This window comes from Streptomyces roseochromogenus subsp. oscitans DS 12.976 (assembly GCF_000497445.1).
Taxonomy (GTDB): domain Bacteria; phylum Actinomycetota; class Actinomycetes; order Streptomycetales; family Streptomycetaceae; genus Streptomyces; species Streptomyces oscitans.
In genome coordinates this window covers 4,377,169-4,391,669 of the sequence record NZ_CM002285.1, presented here as the reverse complement: position 1 = coordinate 4,391,669, position 14,501 = coordinate 4,377,169, and the positions used below count along the sequence as shown (strand labels likewise).

Annotated in this window: 16 protein-coding genes and 2 pseudogenes; 13 read left to right on the top strand and 5 right to left on the bottom strand. The window is 70.7% G+C overall.

The genetic code is table 11. The features are described from left to right. Positions 1 to 39: 39 nt before the first annotated feature. A complete protein-coding gene (locus M878_RS68635) occupies positions 40 to 1,233 on the bottom strand; it encodes a hypothetical protein (protein ID WP_023547961.1) in 1,194 nt (397 codons plus the stop codon). Positions 1,234 to 1,378: 145 nt separating this feature from the next. Beyond that, a complete protein-coding gene (locus M878_RS68630; RefSeq protein WP_078630321.1) occupies positions 1,379 to 1,738 on the bottom strand; it encodes a PASTA domain-containing protein in 360 nt (119 codons plus the stop codon). Here M878_RS68630 and cutA point away from each other — a divergent pair. The 4 genes from cutA to M878_RS97565 all read left to right on the top strand — a co-directional run bounded on the left by cutA (position 1,725) and on the right by M878_RS97565 (position 3,206). Beyond that, positions 1,725 to 1,925 (top strand): divalent cation tolerance protein CutA, encoded by a 201-nt coding sequence (gene cutA, locus M878_RS48220; RefSeq protein WP_023547959.1) that lies wholly within the window; start codon positions 1,725 to 1,727, stop codon positions 1,923 to 1,925. The two genes, M878_RS68630 and cutA, sit on opposite strands and share 14 nt — an antisense overlap. Positions 1,926 to 2,065: 140 nt before the next feature. Then, positions 2,066 to 2,227 (top strand): hypothetical protein, encoded by a 162-nt coding sequence (locus M878_RS97570; RefSeq protein ID WP_023547958.1) that lies wholly within the window; start codon positions 2,066 to 2,068, stop codon positions 2,225 to 2,227. A 24-nt stretch (positions 2,228 to 2,251) separates the two neighbouring features. Continuing rightward, positions 2,252 to 2,431, top strand: coding sequence for a phage terminase small subunit (locus M878_RS000000102140; RefSeq protein WP_483414715.1), 180 nt, complete (start codon positions 2,252 to 2,254; stop codon positions 2,429 to 2,431). Positions 2,432 to 2,783: 352 nt separating this feature from the next. Then, positions 2,784 to 3,206 (top strand): hypothetical protein, encoded by a 423-nt coding sequence (locus tag M878_RS97565; protein WP_158692710.1) that lies wholly within the window; start codon positions 2,784 to 2,786, stop codon positions 3,204 to 3,206. Positions 3,207 to 3,218: 12 nt separating this feature from the next. Here the strand turns inward: M878_RS97565 and M878_RS68620 are convergent, their stop codons facing one another. Next, the gene (locus tag M878_RS68620) at positions 3,219 to 4,412 is read right to left on the bottom strand and encodes a pyridoxal phosphate-dependent aminotransferase (protein WP_023547956.1); all 1,194 of its coding nucleotides are present in this window, start codon (positions 4,410 to 4,412) and stop codon (positions 3,219 to 3,221) included. A 66-nt stretch (positions 4,413 to 4,478) separates the two neighbouring features. Further along, positions 4,479 to 4,742 carry a hypothetical protein gene (locus M878_RS98925; protein ID WP_023547955.1) on the bottom strand — a complete coding sequence of 88 codons (264 nt, stop codon included), beginning with the start codon at positions 4,740 to 4,742 and terminating at the stop codon, positions 4,479 to 4,481. A gap of 463 nt (positions 4,743 to 5,205) precedes the next feature. Here M878_RS98925 and M878_RS68610 point away from each other — a divergent pair, with 463 nt between their 5' ends. The 8 genes and pseudogenes from M878_RS68610 to M878_RS68575 form a co-directional block, all read left to right on the top strand. Further along, the gene (locus M878_RS68610) at positions 5,206 to 5,811 is read left to right on the top strand and encodes a DUF2617 family protein (RefSeq protein ID WP_023547954.1); all 606 of its coding nucleotides are present in this window, start codon (positions 5,206 to 5,208) and stop codon (positions 5,809 to 5,811) included. Between the two features lie 99 nt (positions 5,812 to 5,910). After that, positions 5,911 to 7,548 carry a polyamine aminopropyltransferase gene (locus M878_RS68605; protein ID WP_023547953.1) on the top strand — a complete coding sequence of 546 codons (1,638 nt, stop codon included), beginning with the start codon at positions 5,911 to 5,913 and terminating at the stop codon, positions 7,546 to 7,548. 76 nt (positions 7,549 to 7,624) lie between these two features. Then, positions 7,625 to 8,425 carry an SRPBCC domain-containing protein gene (locus M878_RS68600; RefSeq protein ID WP_023547952.1) on the top strand — a complete coding sequence of 267 codons (801 nt, stop codon included), beginning with the start codon at positions 7,625 to 7,627 and terminating at the stop codon, positions 8,423 to 8,425. A 38-nt stretch (positions 8,426 to 8,463) separates the two neighbouring features. Continuing rightward, positions 8,464 to 9,270, top strand: a complete 807-nt coding sequence (locus M878_RS68595) for an aldose epimerase family protein (RefSeq protein ID WP_023547951.1) — start codon at positions 8,464 to 8,466, stop codon at positions 9,268 to 9,270. A 10-nt stretch (positions 9,271 to 9,280) separates the two neighbouring features. Continuing rightward, complete coding sequence (gene pyrE / locus M878_RS68590) at positions 9,281 to 9,829, top strand: orotate phosphoribosyltransferase (protein WP_023547950.1); 549 nt, start codon at positions 9,281 to 9,283, stop codon at positions 9,827 to 9,829. 143 nt (positions 9,830 to 9,972) lie between these two features. Next, complete coding sequence (fbaA, locus tag M878_RS68585) at positions 9,973 to 10,995, top strand: class II fructose-bisphosphate aldolase (protein ID WP_023547949.1); 1,023 nt, start codon at positions 9,973 to 9,975, stop codon at positions 10,993 to 10,995. 110 nt (positions 10,996 to 11,105) lie between these two features. Next, positions 11,106 to 11,519, top strand: a pseudogene (locus M878_RS68580) (MFS transporter); the annotation flags it as partial. 246 nt (positions 11,520 to 11,765) lie between these two features. Then, positions 11,766 to 12,038, top strand: a pseudogene (locus M878_RS68575) (DUF3151 domain-containing protein); the annotation flags it as partial. Positions 12,039 to 12,119: 81 nt separating this feature from the next. Here M878_RS68575 and M878_RS68570 read toward each other — a convergent pair. Further along, positions 12,120 to 12,539 carry a DUF3151 domain-containing protein gene (locus tag M878_RS68570; protein ID WP_023547946.1) on the bottom strand — a complete coding sequence of 140 codons (420 nt, stop codon included), beginning with the start codon at positions 12,537 to 12,539 and terminating at the stop codon, positions 12,120 to 12,122. 122 nt (positions 12,540 to 12,661) lie between these two features. Here M878_RS68570 and M878_RS68565 point away from each other — a divergent pair, with 122 nt between their 5' ends. Further along, a complete protein-coding gene (locus M878_RS68565) occupies positions 12,662 to 14,110 on the top strand; it encodes a recombinase family protein (RefSeq protein ID WP_031225255.1) in 1,449 nt (482 codons plus the stop codon). Positions 14,111 to 14,501: the final 391 nt, after the last annotated feature.

Here is a 14,501-nt window from a genome sequence, read left to right as displayed (position 1 = left end):
CCGCACGGGTAGCCCCGCACGGGGCAGGCCAGCCACCGCCTACAGCGGTGCCTGCGCGTACACCACCAGATACGCGCCGTAGAGATAGCTGAGCCCGGCCAGGGCCGCGACCAGCACGGTCGCGTGCCAGGGCCGGGTTCTTGCCGTCCGGACCAGCACCTGGGCGAGCGGCAGCAGCAGCGGGAAGGCCGGCAGCAGGAACCGCGGCTTGGACTCGAAGAACCCCGACCCGCCGAGCGCGATCAGCAGCAGCGTCCCGCCGTACACGAGCAGCGGCAGCGGAGCGCGGTCCAGGAGCAGCACCACGTACAGCAGAGTCCCCACCGCCACGACGGCCAGCGCCATCGGGACCACGAACCGGCTGCCCTCCAGCAGCATCGCGTGCGCGTAATGCAGCGAACCCCGCCCGAAGTCGAACCTCGACCCCCACAGCCGCTGCACCTCGAAATAGCCCCCGAGCAGATCCCCCTTCCGCCGGCCCACCCACAGCACATACGCCGTCCAGCCCAGCGGGGCGAGCACCGCGCCCGTCCACAGCCTGTGGGAAACTTTTCCGCGCGCCCGCCACGCCTCGGCTCCGGCCGCGGCCAGCACCGCTGCGGCGACCGCGAACCCGTTCGGCCGGGACAGCCCCGCGAGCGCCGCGAGAACGCCCGCCCACAGCCAGTTCCCGGCCAGCACCGCGTACAGCGACCAGGCCGCGAACGCGGTCAGCACCGGCTCGGTGTACGCCATCGACAGCACCACCGAGTGCGGCAGCAGCGCCCACAGCAGCACCAGTGCGATACCGGTGGCCCGCCCGTGCAGCCGGGAGCCGACCGCGTGGATCCCGGCGGCTGCCGCGGCTGCCGCGGCCCACGACAGCAGCAGCCCGGCCGTGCTCGCGCGGAGCGGGGTCAGTGCGGCCACGGCCCGCACCAGCGCCGGGTACAGCGGGAAGAACGCCAGGTCGCTGTGCGGGCCCGGGTCGTGCGAGGGCAGGTCGTGGCCGTAGCCGTGCGCGGCGATGCCCAGGTACCAGACCGAGTCCCAGGACCGGGCGAGCAGCGTCAGCGGATGCCTGCCGACGCTGTGCGCGACGAGGGCGAGTACGGCGGCCCCGGTGAGCCGGGCACCGAGGAAGAGCCCCACGGCGACGACACTCGCCCGCACGAGGGAGGGCCCGGTACGGCTGCGCTGCGCCGGCTTCAGCGCGGCTACGGGCGAGGCGAGGGTGGTACTGGCGTGGGTCACATCTGAGCACCCTGCAAGGGGCCGGGCGCCGAAGCGAGCAGGTTACGGCCGAGTGGGGGGTGGGTTCACCTGTGTCGAGTACGTCAAGCGTCCTGACGGGGTGGGGCACTGCGATCTCATCCCGGCGGGCGGGCTGAAAGCCACGTCAGAGCAGGTGACCGTGGTGACGCCGGCGCCACGTCGGCTTGCCCACGCCGAGCACGACCACCTCCTTCACTCCGAGCCGAGCACCCGCCTTCACCGACTGGGTGTTCACATCCCAGTTCGAAGCCACCAGCACCACCACATGGGTTCCGTCATCCGCCCGCAGCTTGATCCGGCTCTCCGGCACACCGAGCTTCTCCAGCTGTTCCTCTGCCTTCTCGGCGTTCTTCCCGACCAGCTCGGGCATCGTGACCGGGCCCGCCGCGACCGGCGTGTGCGTGCCCTTCCCGGAAGCACCGCATCCGGTCAGCCCCGACACGACCGCGAGTGCGAGCGCCGCGCCTCCCATGTGTTTCCTCATGCTCTTCTCCGTATGCTGCTGGTCTGCCCGGCGGGGCCACGCGGACAGGTACGCCGAACTGGAGGGGCACCGCTTGGAACATCACCCGTGGAAGAACCCGGAGTTGGTGGCCGTGCCCATCGTGGCAGGGTCGGACGCTTACCTGCGATGGGTCGATGCGGTCCTTGGGACGCACACCTCCGAGTAGCTGCGGACAGTCAGGCCCCGGACCCGGCTTTCTCAAGTCGCTTTCTTCGAGAGTGATGCACGCACGTCGGTTGCCACCAGCAGGGAAAGGCTGGGCTAACCAGTTAGGTCGTCGGTGATTCGGCAGAGGCGCTGTCGGAGTTGCCCACGGGTGCGTACGACTACGTGTTCACGTGCCTGCCGTACCACAACCTGGAGCGGTACTCGGATCACCCGGCGGACCTCTCGGCCATGAAGCGGCCGGGGCTCAAGGGCGACGCGAAGAAGGCGACCCAGGCTCTCCTGGTTCCCGAGAAGCCGTAGCAGAGACCGAAGGGGGTGGCGGCCATGCCCGGACCGGTTCCGAAGCGATCGGACCAGCGCCGACGGCGCAACAAGAGCGACGGCCCACCCCTCACCAAGGCTCCGGGCGGGGCGGCTTCCGAGCCCTCGTCGGCTGCCGAGGAGTGGCGCCCCGGACAAGAGAAGGGGTGGCCGGGGCGCCACGTGGTCCAAGATCATTCGTGAGGACGGATCACCAGCTCAACGAGCAAGCCCCACAGCACCTTTACTGCTGCTGCAACGGCAAACCTGGCGGCCAGCTCCCTACGCCACTCCTTCTTTTTCTCGGACACCTTCCACCTCCTGAGGACTACAGCTCCTTCGCGGACGACGGGCGGGGAACCCGCCCGGGACGTGCTGCACACGTCCCGCCTGTGGTGGAGACGTCCGGCCCTCCGACCCCTCCCCTTCGTGGGTCTGGAGGGCCGGACCTTCCCCGTGTTTCCGCGCCTGGAGCTGTTCAGGCGATGGAAGTTCCAAGCGTACGAGGCATGCCCCAACACGTCGATATCGCATAGCAATTGAGGGAGGTGAGCCCATGACAGCCCTCACGCTGGAGTCAATCCGCACATGGCCGGACACCGTGCCTCGACGATGCCGGGGTGTTGCCATCGAAAACCGGCAGGTCCGGCACGGCGGGCGCGGATTTTCCCTCGGCACCAGTGCGGGGAGACCAAGCCCCTGCGAGGAGAAACGGGAGGCCGAGCGCAGGCGCCGGGCTGCCGGCCCGGAGGCCTACCGGGCTGCCCAGCGCGTCCGCATGCAGACTGCCCGCGAGGCGGACCCGGAGGGGCACCGGGAGCGGCAGCGGGTTGTACACCGCGCGTGGACGGTCGGGCTCACCGCGGAGGAGTCCGAGGAACTGCGGGCACAACCCTGCGCCTTCTGCGGAACGCAGGCTCCGGAGGGCGGCAACCGCCCCGAGCAATGGTTCGCAGTCTTGAAAGAGCAAACGATGTGACGCGTTCGATGCTCAGTCTTTCCGCAGTTTGATCAGTCGCTCTGTGGCTGCTTGCAACACATCTTTACGCTTGCAGAACGCGAACCGTACGAACGGTGCCCCCGCCTCCCGGTCGTCGTAGAAGACGGCGTTCGGGATGGCCACCACGCCCGCTCGCTCCGGCAGGGCGCGGCAGAAGGCGAAGCCGTCCTTTTCGCCGAGGGGGCGGATGTCGGTGGTGATGAAGTACGTGCCGGCCGGCCGGAAGACCTGGAAGCCGGCCGCTGTGAGGCCCTCGGCGAGGATGTCGCGGCGGGCCAGCATGGAGCGGCGGAACTCCTCGAAATAGGAGTCGGGCAGGGCGAGGGCCTCGGCGACCGCGTACTGGAAGGGGCCCGAGGAGACGTACGTCAGGAACTGCTTGACCGAGCGGACCGCGGTGACCAGCTCCGGCGTGGCCGTGACCCAGCCGACCTTCCAGCCGGTGAAGGAGAACGTCTTGCCGGCCGAGCCGATCGTCACCGTGCGCTCGCGCATACCGGGGAAGGAGGCGAGCGGCAGATGCTCGGCGTCGTCGAAGACCAGGTGCTCGTAGACCTCGTCCGTGACCACCAGCAGGTCCCGCTCGACCGCCAGCTCGGCGATCGCGGCCAGCTCCGCGCGCGTGAGGACCGTACCGGTCGGATTGTGCGGGGTGTTGATCAGCAGGAGGCGGGTGCGGGCGGTGACGGCCGCGCGCAGTTCGTCCAGGTCCAGGCGGAAGCTTCCGTCGTGGGGGCGCAGGGTCACCGGGACCCGGCGGCCGCCCGCCAGCGCGATGCTCGCCGCGTAGGAGTCGTAGTACGGCTCCAGGGCCACGACCTCGTCGCCCGACTCAAGCAGCGCCAGCAGGCTGGCCGCGATCGCCTCCGTCGCACCCGCCGTGACCAGCACCTCGGTGTCGGGGTCGTAGGAGAGGCCGTAGCGGCGTTGCTGGTGCGCGGCGATCGCGGTGCGCAGCTCCGGGATGCCCGGGCCCGGCGGGTACTGGTTGCCGCGGCCCTCGCGCAGCGCCCGCACCGCCGCCTCCCGGATCTCCTCCGGGCCGTCGGTGTCCGGGAAGCCCTGGCCGAGGTTGATCGAGCCGGTCGACACGGCGAGCGCGGACATCTCCGCGAAGATCGTCGTCCCGAACTCGGCGAGCTGGCGATTGAGGTGAGGGCGTGCGCTGGAGGTCATGCCGGCCATCCTCCGCCCAAGCTCTGGAGTTCCTCAACTCTGCTTTGAGTCTCCGGGGGGCCGGGCATCTGCGGGTCACGGCGGTCCACGGGGGGCCGCTTCGGGGGAACGGAAGGAGGGTGACGCCATGGGAATCGGCATCATCTTCGTCGTGGCCGTGGCCGCGTTCGTGACCATAGGGGCGCTGACGGGCGAGTCCAGGAAGCGCCGGGCGCGGGTGTCGCTCGGCAAGGGCGGCTCCCGCGGACGCTCCCGGTCGTCTCGCTCGTCGTCTTCGTCGTCTTCGTCGTCCTCTTCGGCCTCGTCGTACGACGGCGGCGGCAGCTGGTGGGCGGGCACCGTCGACTCCGGGTCGTCGGGCGGGCATCACGGCGGCCACCACGGCGGGCACTCCTGCGGCGGAGGCCACTCCTGCGGAGGGCACTCCTCCTGCGGCGGGGGTTCGTCGTGCGGTGGCGGGGGCGGATGCGGGGGAGGCAGCTGACACGGGGCAGCTGAGCTTCCGGGGGAACCGTATCCGGGTCGCACACGAGCGCCCGCCGGCCGAGGCAGCCGGCGGGCGCTCGCCGTGCGTTTCCCGCGCCAGGCGTACGCCATGGTTGAACAGTTGAGCAGTGAAGCCCTCTGAGGGATGGAAACCCCACGAAGTTGGGTAAAAACGCTGTGGGGGCGCCTCTGTTCATGATTCCCTCTAAATCGCCAACGCAGCCCCTCGGACGTCAATGAGACTCCCCACCCGGCCGAGCCGGCTGGGCTGACATGGCCGATCTCCCCCTCATCGCGTGTTATGCGGAGCCGATCCATGCTCACGACCCTGAACACCCCCTATACCGATACGCGCGCTGCCGACCTGGCCTGGGCTCTGGGACGCGAGCCGCTGCCCGCCCTGGCCACCCTCGAACTGGAACTCACCGGAGCGAAGCTCCAGTTGAGACTGCTCGGCGCCTCCCACCAGGTGCTGCTGGAGGAGGAGCACGGCAATTGTTCGGAGACGGTCGCATGCATCCCCGGCTCCAGCACCCCGCTGCCGCTCGGCGTCGCCAAGCGGGTCGGCGACTGGGAGTACGAGTTCGCCGCGCGCGTCGAAGTGCTCACGCCCGGCTCGTTCGCGGGCCGCGCCCAGGAGTTGCTCGCCCTTGTCTCCGATCATCCGCACGGCCTCGCGGGCGTCTTCCCCGGCAGCCCGCACGCCTTCACAGCGATGCTGGCCCAGCGCCACGAGGGCCAGGTGCACTGGCGCACCTGGCACGCCTACCCGCAGGACGGCCAGTTGGTGGCCACGCGCACCCGGGTCGGGGCGCGCGTGCCGACGGCAGAGCCGGACAGCCGGCCCGAGCACTCCGCGCGGAAAAAAGCCCACCACTCCGCTGAACACCCCGCCGTGCTGCACGCGCGGACGCAAAGCTGAATGCCCCGCACGAAACATAAACCCCTACGACGTCAACAGCCCCCAGATCCACACGTGTGGGTGACGAAGCGTACCGAGCATGTGACGTAACGTCGCAGCGTGATCGAACCGCACGCCCCCGCGCCCCCGGGTGCCCCGGCCTCCTGGACAGGCCCCGCCCGGCTGCCCGTCCGGCCCGGCACCGGGCGGTTCCTGGTCCTCGTGTGCGTCTTCGTCTGCGCGGCCTGCGGGCTCGTGTACGAACTCGAACTCGTCGCGTTCGCCTCGTACTTGATCGGTGACTCGGTCACCCAGGCCTCCGTCGTGCTGTCCGTGATGGTGTTCGCGATGGGCATCGGTTCCCTCGGCGCCAAGCGGCTGCGCTGGCACGCGGCCGCCGGCTTCGGCGCGATCGAGACCGTCCTCGCCCTGGTCGGCGGGTGCAGCGCGATGGCGCTCTACGCCGTCTTCGCCTGGACCGGCGGCTGGGGAGGGATGTGGGCCGAGGGCCCGCGCTGTCTGCTGGTCGCCTTCTCCCTCGCCATCGGCCTGCTCATCGGCGCCGAAGTCCCGCTGCTGATGGAGCTGATCCAGCGCATCCGCCACCAGGACGCGGGCGGCGCGGTGGCCGACCTGTTCGCCGCCGACTACGTGGGCGCGCTGGTCGGCGGCCTCGCCTTTCCCTTCCTACTCCTGCCCTTTCTCGGCCAGTTGACGGGCGCACTGCTCACCGGCACGGTCAACGTCGTCGCCGGCGGCGCCCTGGTGCTGGGCCTCTTCCGCCGCGACCTGACCTGCCGGGCCCGCTGGACCCTGCTGCTCGGCGGCCTCGTCGTCCTCGGGGTCCTCGGCTCCGCAGCCGCCCTCGCCGACGACTTCGAACGCGCCGCCCGGCACGCCGTCTACGGCAAGGACGTCCGGGTCGCCGAACAGACCGACGTCCAGGAGGTCGTCCTCAGCGGCGGCACCGACGGCAAGCCCCTCGACCTCTTCCTGGACGGCCGGCTCCGGGTCGGCGGCCGCGACGAACGCCGCTACCACGAGGCCCTCGTCCACCCCGCGCTGTCCGGCGGACCGCACGCGCGCGTGCTGATCCTCGGCGGCGGCGACGGCCTGGCCGCCCGCGAGGTGCTGCGCCGGTCCGGGGTGCGCCGCCTCGACATCGTCGAACTCGACTCCGGCCTGCTGCGCCTGGCCCGCCACGACCCCGGCCTCACCGCCGCCAACGCCCACGCCTACGACGACCCGCGCGTCCACACCACCACGGTCGACGCGCTCGGCTGGCTGCGCCGGGCGCGGAGGCGGTCGTACGACGTCGTGATCGCCGACCTCCCCGACCCCGGCATCACCGCCAGCACCAAGCTGTACTCCCAGGAGTTCTACGGCCTGGCCCGCCGCGTCCTCGCCCCCGGCGGCCGGCTCGTCGTGCACGCCGGGTCCGTCGCCACCCGCCCCCGCGTCTTCTGGACGGTCGCCGCGACCCTGCGCGCGGCCGGCTTCGCCGTCTCCCCCTACCGGGTCCTCGGCCATGACTCCGGCTTCACGGCCGGCCCCGACCGCTCGGCGGGCACCTCCGGAGCCCCGCACGACTGGGGGTTCCTGCTGGCGGCGCCGGGGCCCACCGCGCCGTCCCTGCGGCTGGGTCCCTGGCACCCGCGCACACTGACGCAGGACGTGCTGACGGCGGACGCGCGGGCGGCGCGGCGGACGCGGATCGGGGGGCTGCCGGCGTCCACGCTGGTCCATCCCCGCTATTGAGCCAGTACCGCGCCGGTACTGACGAGCCGGTCAGGTGGGGGTACTTTCCGGTCACACCTGGGTAGGCTCAGCCGACATGGAGCACCAGGTCTTCGTCCCGGTCCCGGTCGAGCCGCTCAAGGACGCCCTGGCCGACCCCGCGCGCGTCGCCCGGGCGGTCCCCGGTCTGCAGCAGGACGCCGGTGCCGAACCCGTCGCCGGACGCCTGAAGCTGCGCGTCGGCGGACACTCCGTCACCTACCGGGGAACGGCCCGGGTGGTCGCCCGCGAGGACGGCACATACGCCGTCGAGGGCGACGCCGCCGAGGCCCGCGGCACCGGCACCGTGAAGCTCGCCCTCACCCTGCGCCTCGCGGACACCGAGGGCGGTACGACGGTCACCATCGAGGGCACGGCGGACGCGGACGGCCGCATCGCCGAGCTGCCGCCGGACACGGTGACCACGGCACTGACCCGCCTGCTGAACCGCTTCGTGGAGAGCTTGGCGACGGCCCCGGAGGAGCCGGAGGAGAAGGCGCCCGAGCGCGAGCCGGAGCCTGAGCCGGGGCCCGAGGACGAGGACGCCGGTGCGGACGAGCACACCTCCGTCTTCGACACCGAGGTCCCTCCGCCCTCGCTGGACCCGGCGGCCGACCGCCTCGCCGAGGACTTCGCCGACACCGGCGAACCTCCCGCCGAGGCCGCCCACGCACGCCGGACGATGATCGGCCGCAGCGCCGAGGAGGTCGACCACGCCCCACCCCGAGGCCGCTACGCTCCGGTCCCGGCCCCCCAGACGGTCACGGCGACATCGGCATTGCGGTGGGCGGCTCCGGCGGCGGCGCTGGTAGTGGCATCGGCGATCGTCGTAGGAAGGGCACTGCGCAAGAGACGTTGAGGGGACCTGCCCAGGGGCACCCCCAGTACTGTCATCCCGTGAGTAACGAAGACATCACGCTGACAGCAGGCAACGCAGAGGTACATGTCAGCTCTGCCCACGGTGGCCGTATCAGCGGCCTCAAGGTCGACTCCCTGGAACTGCTGAGGCAAGGGCACCGCTACGGCTGTTTCCCGATGGTGCCCTGGTGCGGCCGTATCCGGGACGGCCGTTTCCTCGACGGCGGTGCCGTCCGCCAGATGCCGCTCAACTCCCCGCCGCACGCCATCCACGGCACCGCCCGCGACGGCGCCTGGCGCGTGGCGCGCGTCGCGGACAACGAGGCGGTGATCACGTACGACCTCGTCGAGCCCTGGCCGCACCCCGGCCGCGTCACCCAGGTCGTCACGCTCACCGAGGACAGCCTGTCGCTGACGATGTCGGTGGAGGCGCGGGACGACTCCTTCCCGGCGCAGATCGGCTGGCACCCCTGGTTCAACCGAACCCTCGCAGGCGAGGACGGTGCGGTGGGCGAGGACGTGGTGCTGGACTTCAAGCCCGCCTGGCAGGAGGAGCGCGGCGCCGACCATCTGCCGACCGGCAACCGTATCGACCCCAGGCCCGGCCCCTGGGACGACTGCTTCGGCATGCCCGACGGCGTCGACGTCACCCTCACGTGGCCGGGGCAGCTGGAGCTGAAGGTGACCAGCCGCGATGAGTGGGTGGTCGTCTACGACGAGCAGGCCGAGGCCGTGTGCGTGGAGCCGCAGACCGGCCCGCCCAACGGCCTGAACACCGCTCCGCGCCTGGTCACCCCCCTGGAGCCGCTGGAGGCGACGACGACCTGGAGCTGGCGGCGCCTTTAAGCTGGTCGGCATGACGGACGTACGCGGCGCGCTGCTGCAGCAGATCAAGGACAAGGCCGTGGTGCACGGCAAGGTGACCCTCTCTTCGGGTCTGGAGGCCGACTACTACGTCGACCTGCGCCGCATCACCCTCGACGGCGAGGCCGCCCCGCTCGTCGGCCAGGTGCTCCTGGACCTGACCGCGGACCTGGAGTTCGACGCGGTGGGCGGGCTGACCATGGGTGCCGACCCGGTCGCGGCCGCCATGCTGCACGCCGCCGCCGCGCGCGGGAAGAAGCTGGACGCGTTCGTCGTCCGCAAGGCGGCGAAGGCGCACGGCCTGCAGCGGCAGGTCGAGGGACCGGAGATCAGGGGCCGCCGGGTCCTGGTCGTCGAGGACACCTCCACCACCGGCGGCTCCCCGCTCACCGCCGTGGAGGCCGTGCGTGCGGCCGGCGCCGAGGTCGTCGCCGTCGCGACCATCGTGGACCGGGCCACCGGTGCCGCCGAGAAGATCGAGGCCGGCGCGGGGGTTCCGTACCGTTTCGCCTTCTCGAAGGATGAACTGGGTCTGGACTGACCGCGCGGTTTGACCTGGACTTGACCGGTGCGCCGACCGGGCCGCCACGTCTGGAAAGATGGGCGCGACGATGACGTCACCCCCCAGGTCTAGGTCAGGGCCGTAACGCAGAACCTCTCACCCGCAACACAAGGAGCGGACAGATGCCCATCGCAACCCCCGAGGTCTACAACGAGATGCTCGACCGGGCGAAGGCAGGCAAGTTCGCCTACCCGGCCATCAACGTCACCTCGAGCCAGACCCTGAACGCGGCGCTGCGCGGCTTCGCGGAGGCGGAGAGCGACGGCATCGTCCAGATCTCGACCGGCGGTGCCGAGTTCCTCGGCGGCCAGTACAGCAAGGACATGGTGACCGGCGCGGTCGCGCTCGCCGAGTACGCGCACATCATCGCCGAGAAGTACCCGGTCAACATCGCGCTGCACACCGACCACTGCCCGAAGGACAAGCTCGACGGGTACGTCCGTCCGCTGATCGCGGTCTCCGAGGAGCGCGTGAAGGCCGGCAAGAACCCGCTGTTCCAGTCCCACATGTGGGACGGCTCCGCCGAGACCCTCGCCGACAACCTCGCCATCGCCCAGGAGCTGCTGGAGCGCACCCGCGCCGCCCGCATCATCCTCGAGGTGGAGATCACCCCGACCGGTGGCGAGGAGGACGGCGTCTCGCACGAGATCAACGACTCCCTGTACACGACGGTCGAGGACGCGATCCGCACCGCCGAGGCACTCGGCCTGGGCGAGAAGGGCCGCTACCTGCTGGCCGCCTCCTTCGGCAACGTGCACGGTGTGTACAAGCCGGGCAACGTCGTGCTCCGCCCCGATCTGCTGAAGGAGCTGAACGACGGCGTCGCCGCGAAGTTCGGCAAGGCGTCTCCGTTCGACTTCGTCTTCCACGGCGGCTCCGGCTCCACCGAGCAGGAGATCCGCACCGCGCTGGAGAACGGCGTCGTGAAGATGAACCTGGACACGGACACCCAGTACGCCTTCACCCGTCCGGTCGCCGCCCACATGTTCCAGAACTACGACGGCGTCCTGAAGGTCGACGGCGAGGTCGGCAACAAGAAGGCCTACGACCCGCGTACCTGGGGCAAGCTGGCCGAGGCGTCCATGGCCGCGCGCGTCGTCGAGGCCACGCAGAACCTGCGCTCGGCGGGCAACAAGATCAAGTAACCCGCGCTTCTCGGTGGGCCCGGCGGCTGTCTGCAGCGCCGGGTCCGCTGTATATCCGGGGGCATGCCCGATGTCCGGCTGGACCCGCCCCGGGGCAAATGGATCCTGCTCCGGGGACGGTGGGCCCGCTGCTGTGTGCGGCGGCGATGCTCCTGGTGCTTCGGGTGGGCCCGCACGCCGACTACCCGGCGGACGTCCTGCCGGCCGTCCTGGTCATGGGCGCCGGCATGGTCACGCTCGCCGCTCCCCTGACGGCCACGCTCCTGGCCTCGGTGGACACCGCCCGCGCGGGCCTGGCCAGCGGCATCAACAACGCGGCGGCCCGGGCGGCGGGGCTGATCGCGGTCGCGGCGCTACCGCTGCTGGCGGGGATGGGGCCGGAGGCTTATCGAGTGCCGTCGGCCTTCGACGCCGCATTCAGGCGGGCGATGCCGATCTGCGCGGGTGCGCTGGCGCTGGCCTCGGCCCTGGCTTTCGCGCTGGCCCGGCGTCCGGCCCCGGGGTGCCGGCGCCCGGAATGCTAGACACACGGGAGCGTGACGGCTCCGCCGCTGGAAGGACGTCGTAGCTACGGGCAGCTGTGCCTCCCTCAGTGCCTCAAGGGCCTGGGGGACCCCAGGGCAGCGCCCGTCCCACAGACAGCGGCACCCCGCCGGTGCCGGTGAGCGACCCAACCCCCGCCCGGCACCAGCGCGGGACACCCGCCAGCACAGGGCTCCCGCACATGCGCACCAGCACGGCGCAGCGCCGCGTGAGCCAAACTGGACTCCATGACGATTCACGAGAACCTCCTCGGCGGCCCGCCCCCGACCCACCTCCCCGACGACCCGGAGCCCCGCGAACTCCTCGCGGCGGGCACCGCCCCCGCGGACGTCGCCGCCAAGTACCCCACCTCCTCTCTCGCCTGGGCTCAGCTGGCCGACGAGGCGTTCGAGCGCGGCGCGGTCGTGGAGTCGTACGCCTACGCCCGTACGGGCTACCACCGCGGCCTCGACGCCCTGCGCCGCAACGGCTGGAAGGGCCACGGCCCGGTCCCCTGGGAGAAGGGCGCTACATGTAATCGTGCACTCCGTGCCGCCGTCTCCCGCTGAGGGACGGCGGCACAGTCGTTTCTGCCGTGGTGACTACCGCTTCAGCTCGGCGTACGCCTCGGCGCTGCTGTCCTTGAGGAACTGCCAGCAACGCTCCGTCTCGTCCTTCTCGTTGATCTCGCCGGCGGCGCGGGCGAGGGCGGCGAGGCAGCGCAGGAACCCGCGATTGGCCCGGTGGTCCCAAGGGATGGGGCCATGCCCCTTCCAACCGGCCCGACGCAACGCGTCCAGACCGCGGTGATAGCCGGTACGCGCGTACGCGTACGACTCGACCACTCGCCCCGCCTCGAAGGCGTCGTCCGCGAGCATCGCCCAGGCGAGCGAGAACGTGGGGTGCTTCGCCGCGACCTCGGTCGGCGACTGGGACTCCTCGCCCAGCAGGCGGTACGCCTCTTCGTTCTCCGGCAGGTACGTCGGCTCCGGGCCGCCGAGCAGGTTCTTGTGCGTCGTCATGGAAGCAGTCTGCCACCTGTGGACGGGCATTCGGGAGGCGCCTGAGAGGAGACGGCCGTGGGCCAGGGGGATATGAGAACGGCGGTTGATGTAACCGATCGCGATGTGCGACGATCCGGCGCATGGCGGCACGACGGGGGTCCTCCGGGGCCATTCAGGTGGGCATCTACACCCGGATCAGCAAGGACGACGAGGCGGAGGGGCTCGGCGTCGCACGGCAGGAGGAGGACTGTCGACTGCACTGTGCCGCCCGGGGGTGGGAGGTCGCCAAGGTCTACGAGGACAACGACCTCTCCGCGTACAAGCGCAGGACGGTACGCCCCGAGTTCCGGCAGATGCTGGAGGACTTGAAGGCCGGGCGGATCGACGGGGTCGTCGCCTGGGACATCGACCGTTTCACACGCCAGCCGCGCGAACTGGAGGCGTGGATCGACGAGTACGAAGAGGCCGAGCGGCGAGGCCAGCGGCTCGTCTTCGACTCCGTGTCGGCGTCGGACATCGACCTGTCCACGGAGAACGGCCGGTTCATCGCGAGGATCAAGGTCACCATCGCCAACAAGTCCTCCGCGGACACCTCGCGGCGAACGAAGCGCAAGCACCTGGAACTGGCGGCGCAGGGCAAGCTCCCCGGAGGCCGGGCACCGTACGGATGGAACCGCGAGGACCGCAGGACGCTGGTGCCGGAGGAGGCCGAACACCTCCGCAAGGCGGTGAAGGACTTCCTGGGTGGCATCCGTTGGGCGTCGATCGCGCGCGACTGGCGGGACAAGGGAGTCAGATCGCACAGCGGCGGCTTTTTCGACGACTCCAAGATCAAGCGGATGCTGATGAACCCGCGCATCTGCGGCTACCGGATGCACCAGGGCGAGTTGTTCCTGGACGAGAGCGGTGAGCCCGTCGTCGGCGACTGGGAGCCGATCATCACCCCGGAGGAGTGGTATCTGCTCACGGAGAAGGTCCGGCGGGAGTCGGAAGGGCGGGACGTACGGGACAACGCCACCAAGTACCTGCTCTCCGGCATAGCCCGGTGCGGGCGGTGCGGTACGAAGATGCGGGCCTTCCCGTCGTACCGGAAGTCGAAGACGTCATCGCAGTTCAAGTACGCGTGCCCCGGCAAGAACGACGGAGGATGCGGGGGAGTGGCCAGGGCCGGCGAGCCTGTCGACCGCCTCATCAGGAACGCCGTGTTCCTCAGCTCGGACAAGGCCCTGGCGAATGTCCGCGAGCGCGCGCCGGAATGGACCAAGGAGGAGCAACTGGCCTCCCTGGAACGGGATATGGCCGAGTTCAAGCAAGCGTGGCAGGAGAAGCGCATGTCGGCTGCTCGCTACATCGCGCTCACCGAGGACCTGGAGAAGCAGATCGCGGAACTGCACCGGGAACGGGCCCTGCACCGCGCCGAAGCGGCGACCTTCGTAGCCGGCCCCATCGACATACGGGGCAAGTGGGAGAAACTGACGATCGAGCAGCAGAGAGCCGCCGTCCTCAAGGTCTTCCGCGCGGTCATCGTCAAGCCCGCGTCCAACGGGCCGATCTTCGACCCGGCGGACATCGAGCCGGTGCTCAGGTGACAAAGGGAAGCCGGGTCCCCGTTGTGGTCGGGAACCCGGCTTCGTTCGTTCATGACCGGCGGTCTATGCCGAAGATGCGGAGCAGATCGTCGACCCACTCCTCGTCCCGGTCAGGGAGCTGAGCCTCTACTCGGCGCAGCCATTCGTCCTCAGTCAAAGAGCCCGACCTCCCGCGTCGCGCCACCGTGGCCGCCGCTTGGGCGGGTGAACGGCGGTGGAACGCGGTGAGGGAGGCGAGGGGAGTGGCCGGGGATTTCCGCGACTTCCTTCGGGAGGTAGAGGCGAGGGAGAGCGGCGTTGAAGTGCGGGGGCGGGCATGTTGCGGGTGGGGTCAAGGGGGTGAGTCCTCTTCTGGCAGGCGGATGGCACGGCAATGCCGGCCTGCCGGTCG

Coding starts and splice junctions, on each gene's coding strand:
- fbaA (WP_023547949.1), top strand. CDS start 9,973: ATGCCCATCGCAACCCCCGAGGTCTACAACGAGATGCTCGACCGGGCG.
- M878_RS68600 (WP_023547952.1), top strand. CDS start 7,625: ATGGAGCACCAGGTCTTCGTCCCGGTCCCGGTCGAGCCGCTCAAGGAC.
- M878_RS68565 (WP_031225255.1), top strand. CDS start 12,662: ATGGCGGCACGACGGGGGTCCTCCGGGGCCATTCAGGTGGGCATCTAC.
- M878_RS68620 (WP_023547956.1), bottom strand. CDS start 4,412: ATGGCCGGCATGACCTCCAGCGCACGCCCTCACCTCAATCGCCAGCTC.
- pyrE (WP_023547950.1), top strand. CDS start 9,281: ATGACGGACGTACGCGGCGCGCTGCTGCAGCAGATCAAGGACAAGGCC.
- M878_RS68630 (WP_078630321.1), bottom strand. CDS start 1,738: ATGAGGAAACACATGGGAGGCGCGGCGCTCGCACTCGCGGTCGTGTCG.
- M878_RS97565 (WP_158692710.1), top strand. CDS start 2,784: ATGACAGCCCTCACGCTGGAGTCAATCCGCACATGGCCGGACACCGTG.
- cutA (WP_023547959.1), top strand. CDS start 1,725: ATGTGTTTCCTCATGCTCTTCTCCGTATGCTGCTGGTCTGCCCGGCGG.
- M878_RS000000102140 (WP_483414715.1), top strand. CDS start 2,252: ATGCCCGGACCGGTTCCGAAGCGATCGGACCAGCGCCGACGGCGCAAC.
- M878_RS68610 (WP_023547954.1), top strand. CDS start 5,206: ATGCTCACGACCCTGAACACCCCCTATACCGATACGCGCGCTGCCGAC.
- M878_RS68570 (WP_023547946.1), bottom strand. CDS start 12,539: ATGACGACGCACAAGAACCTGCTCGGCGGCCCGGAGCCGACGTACCTG.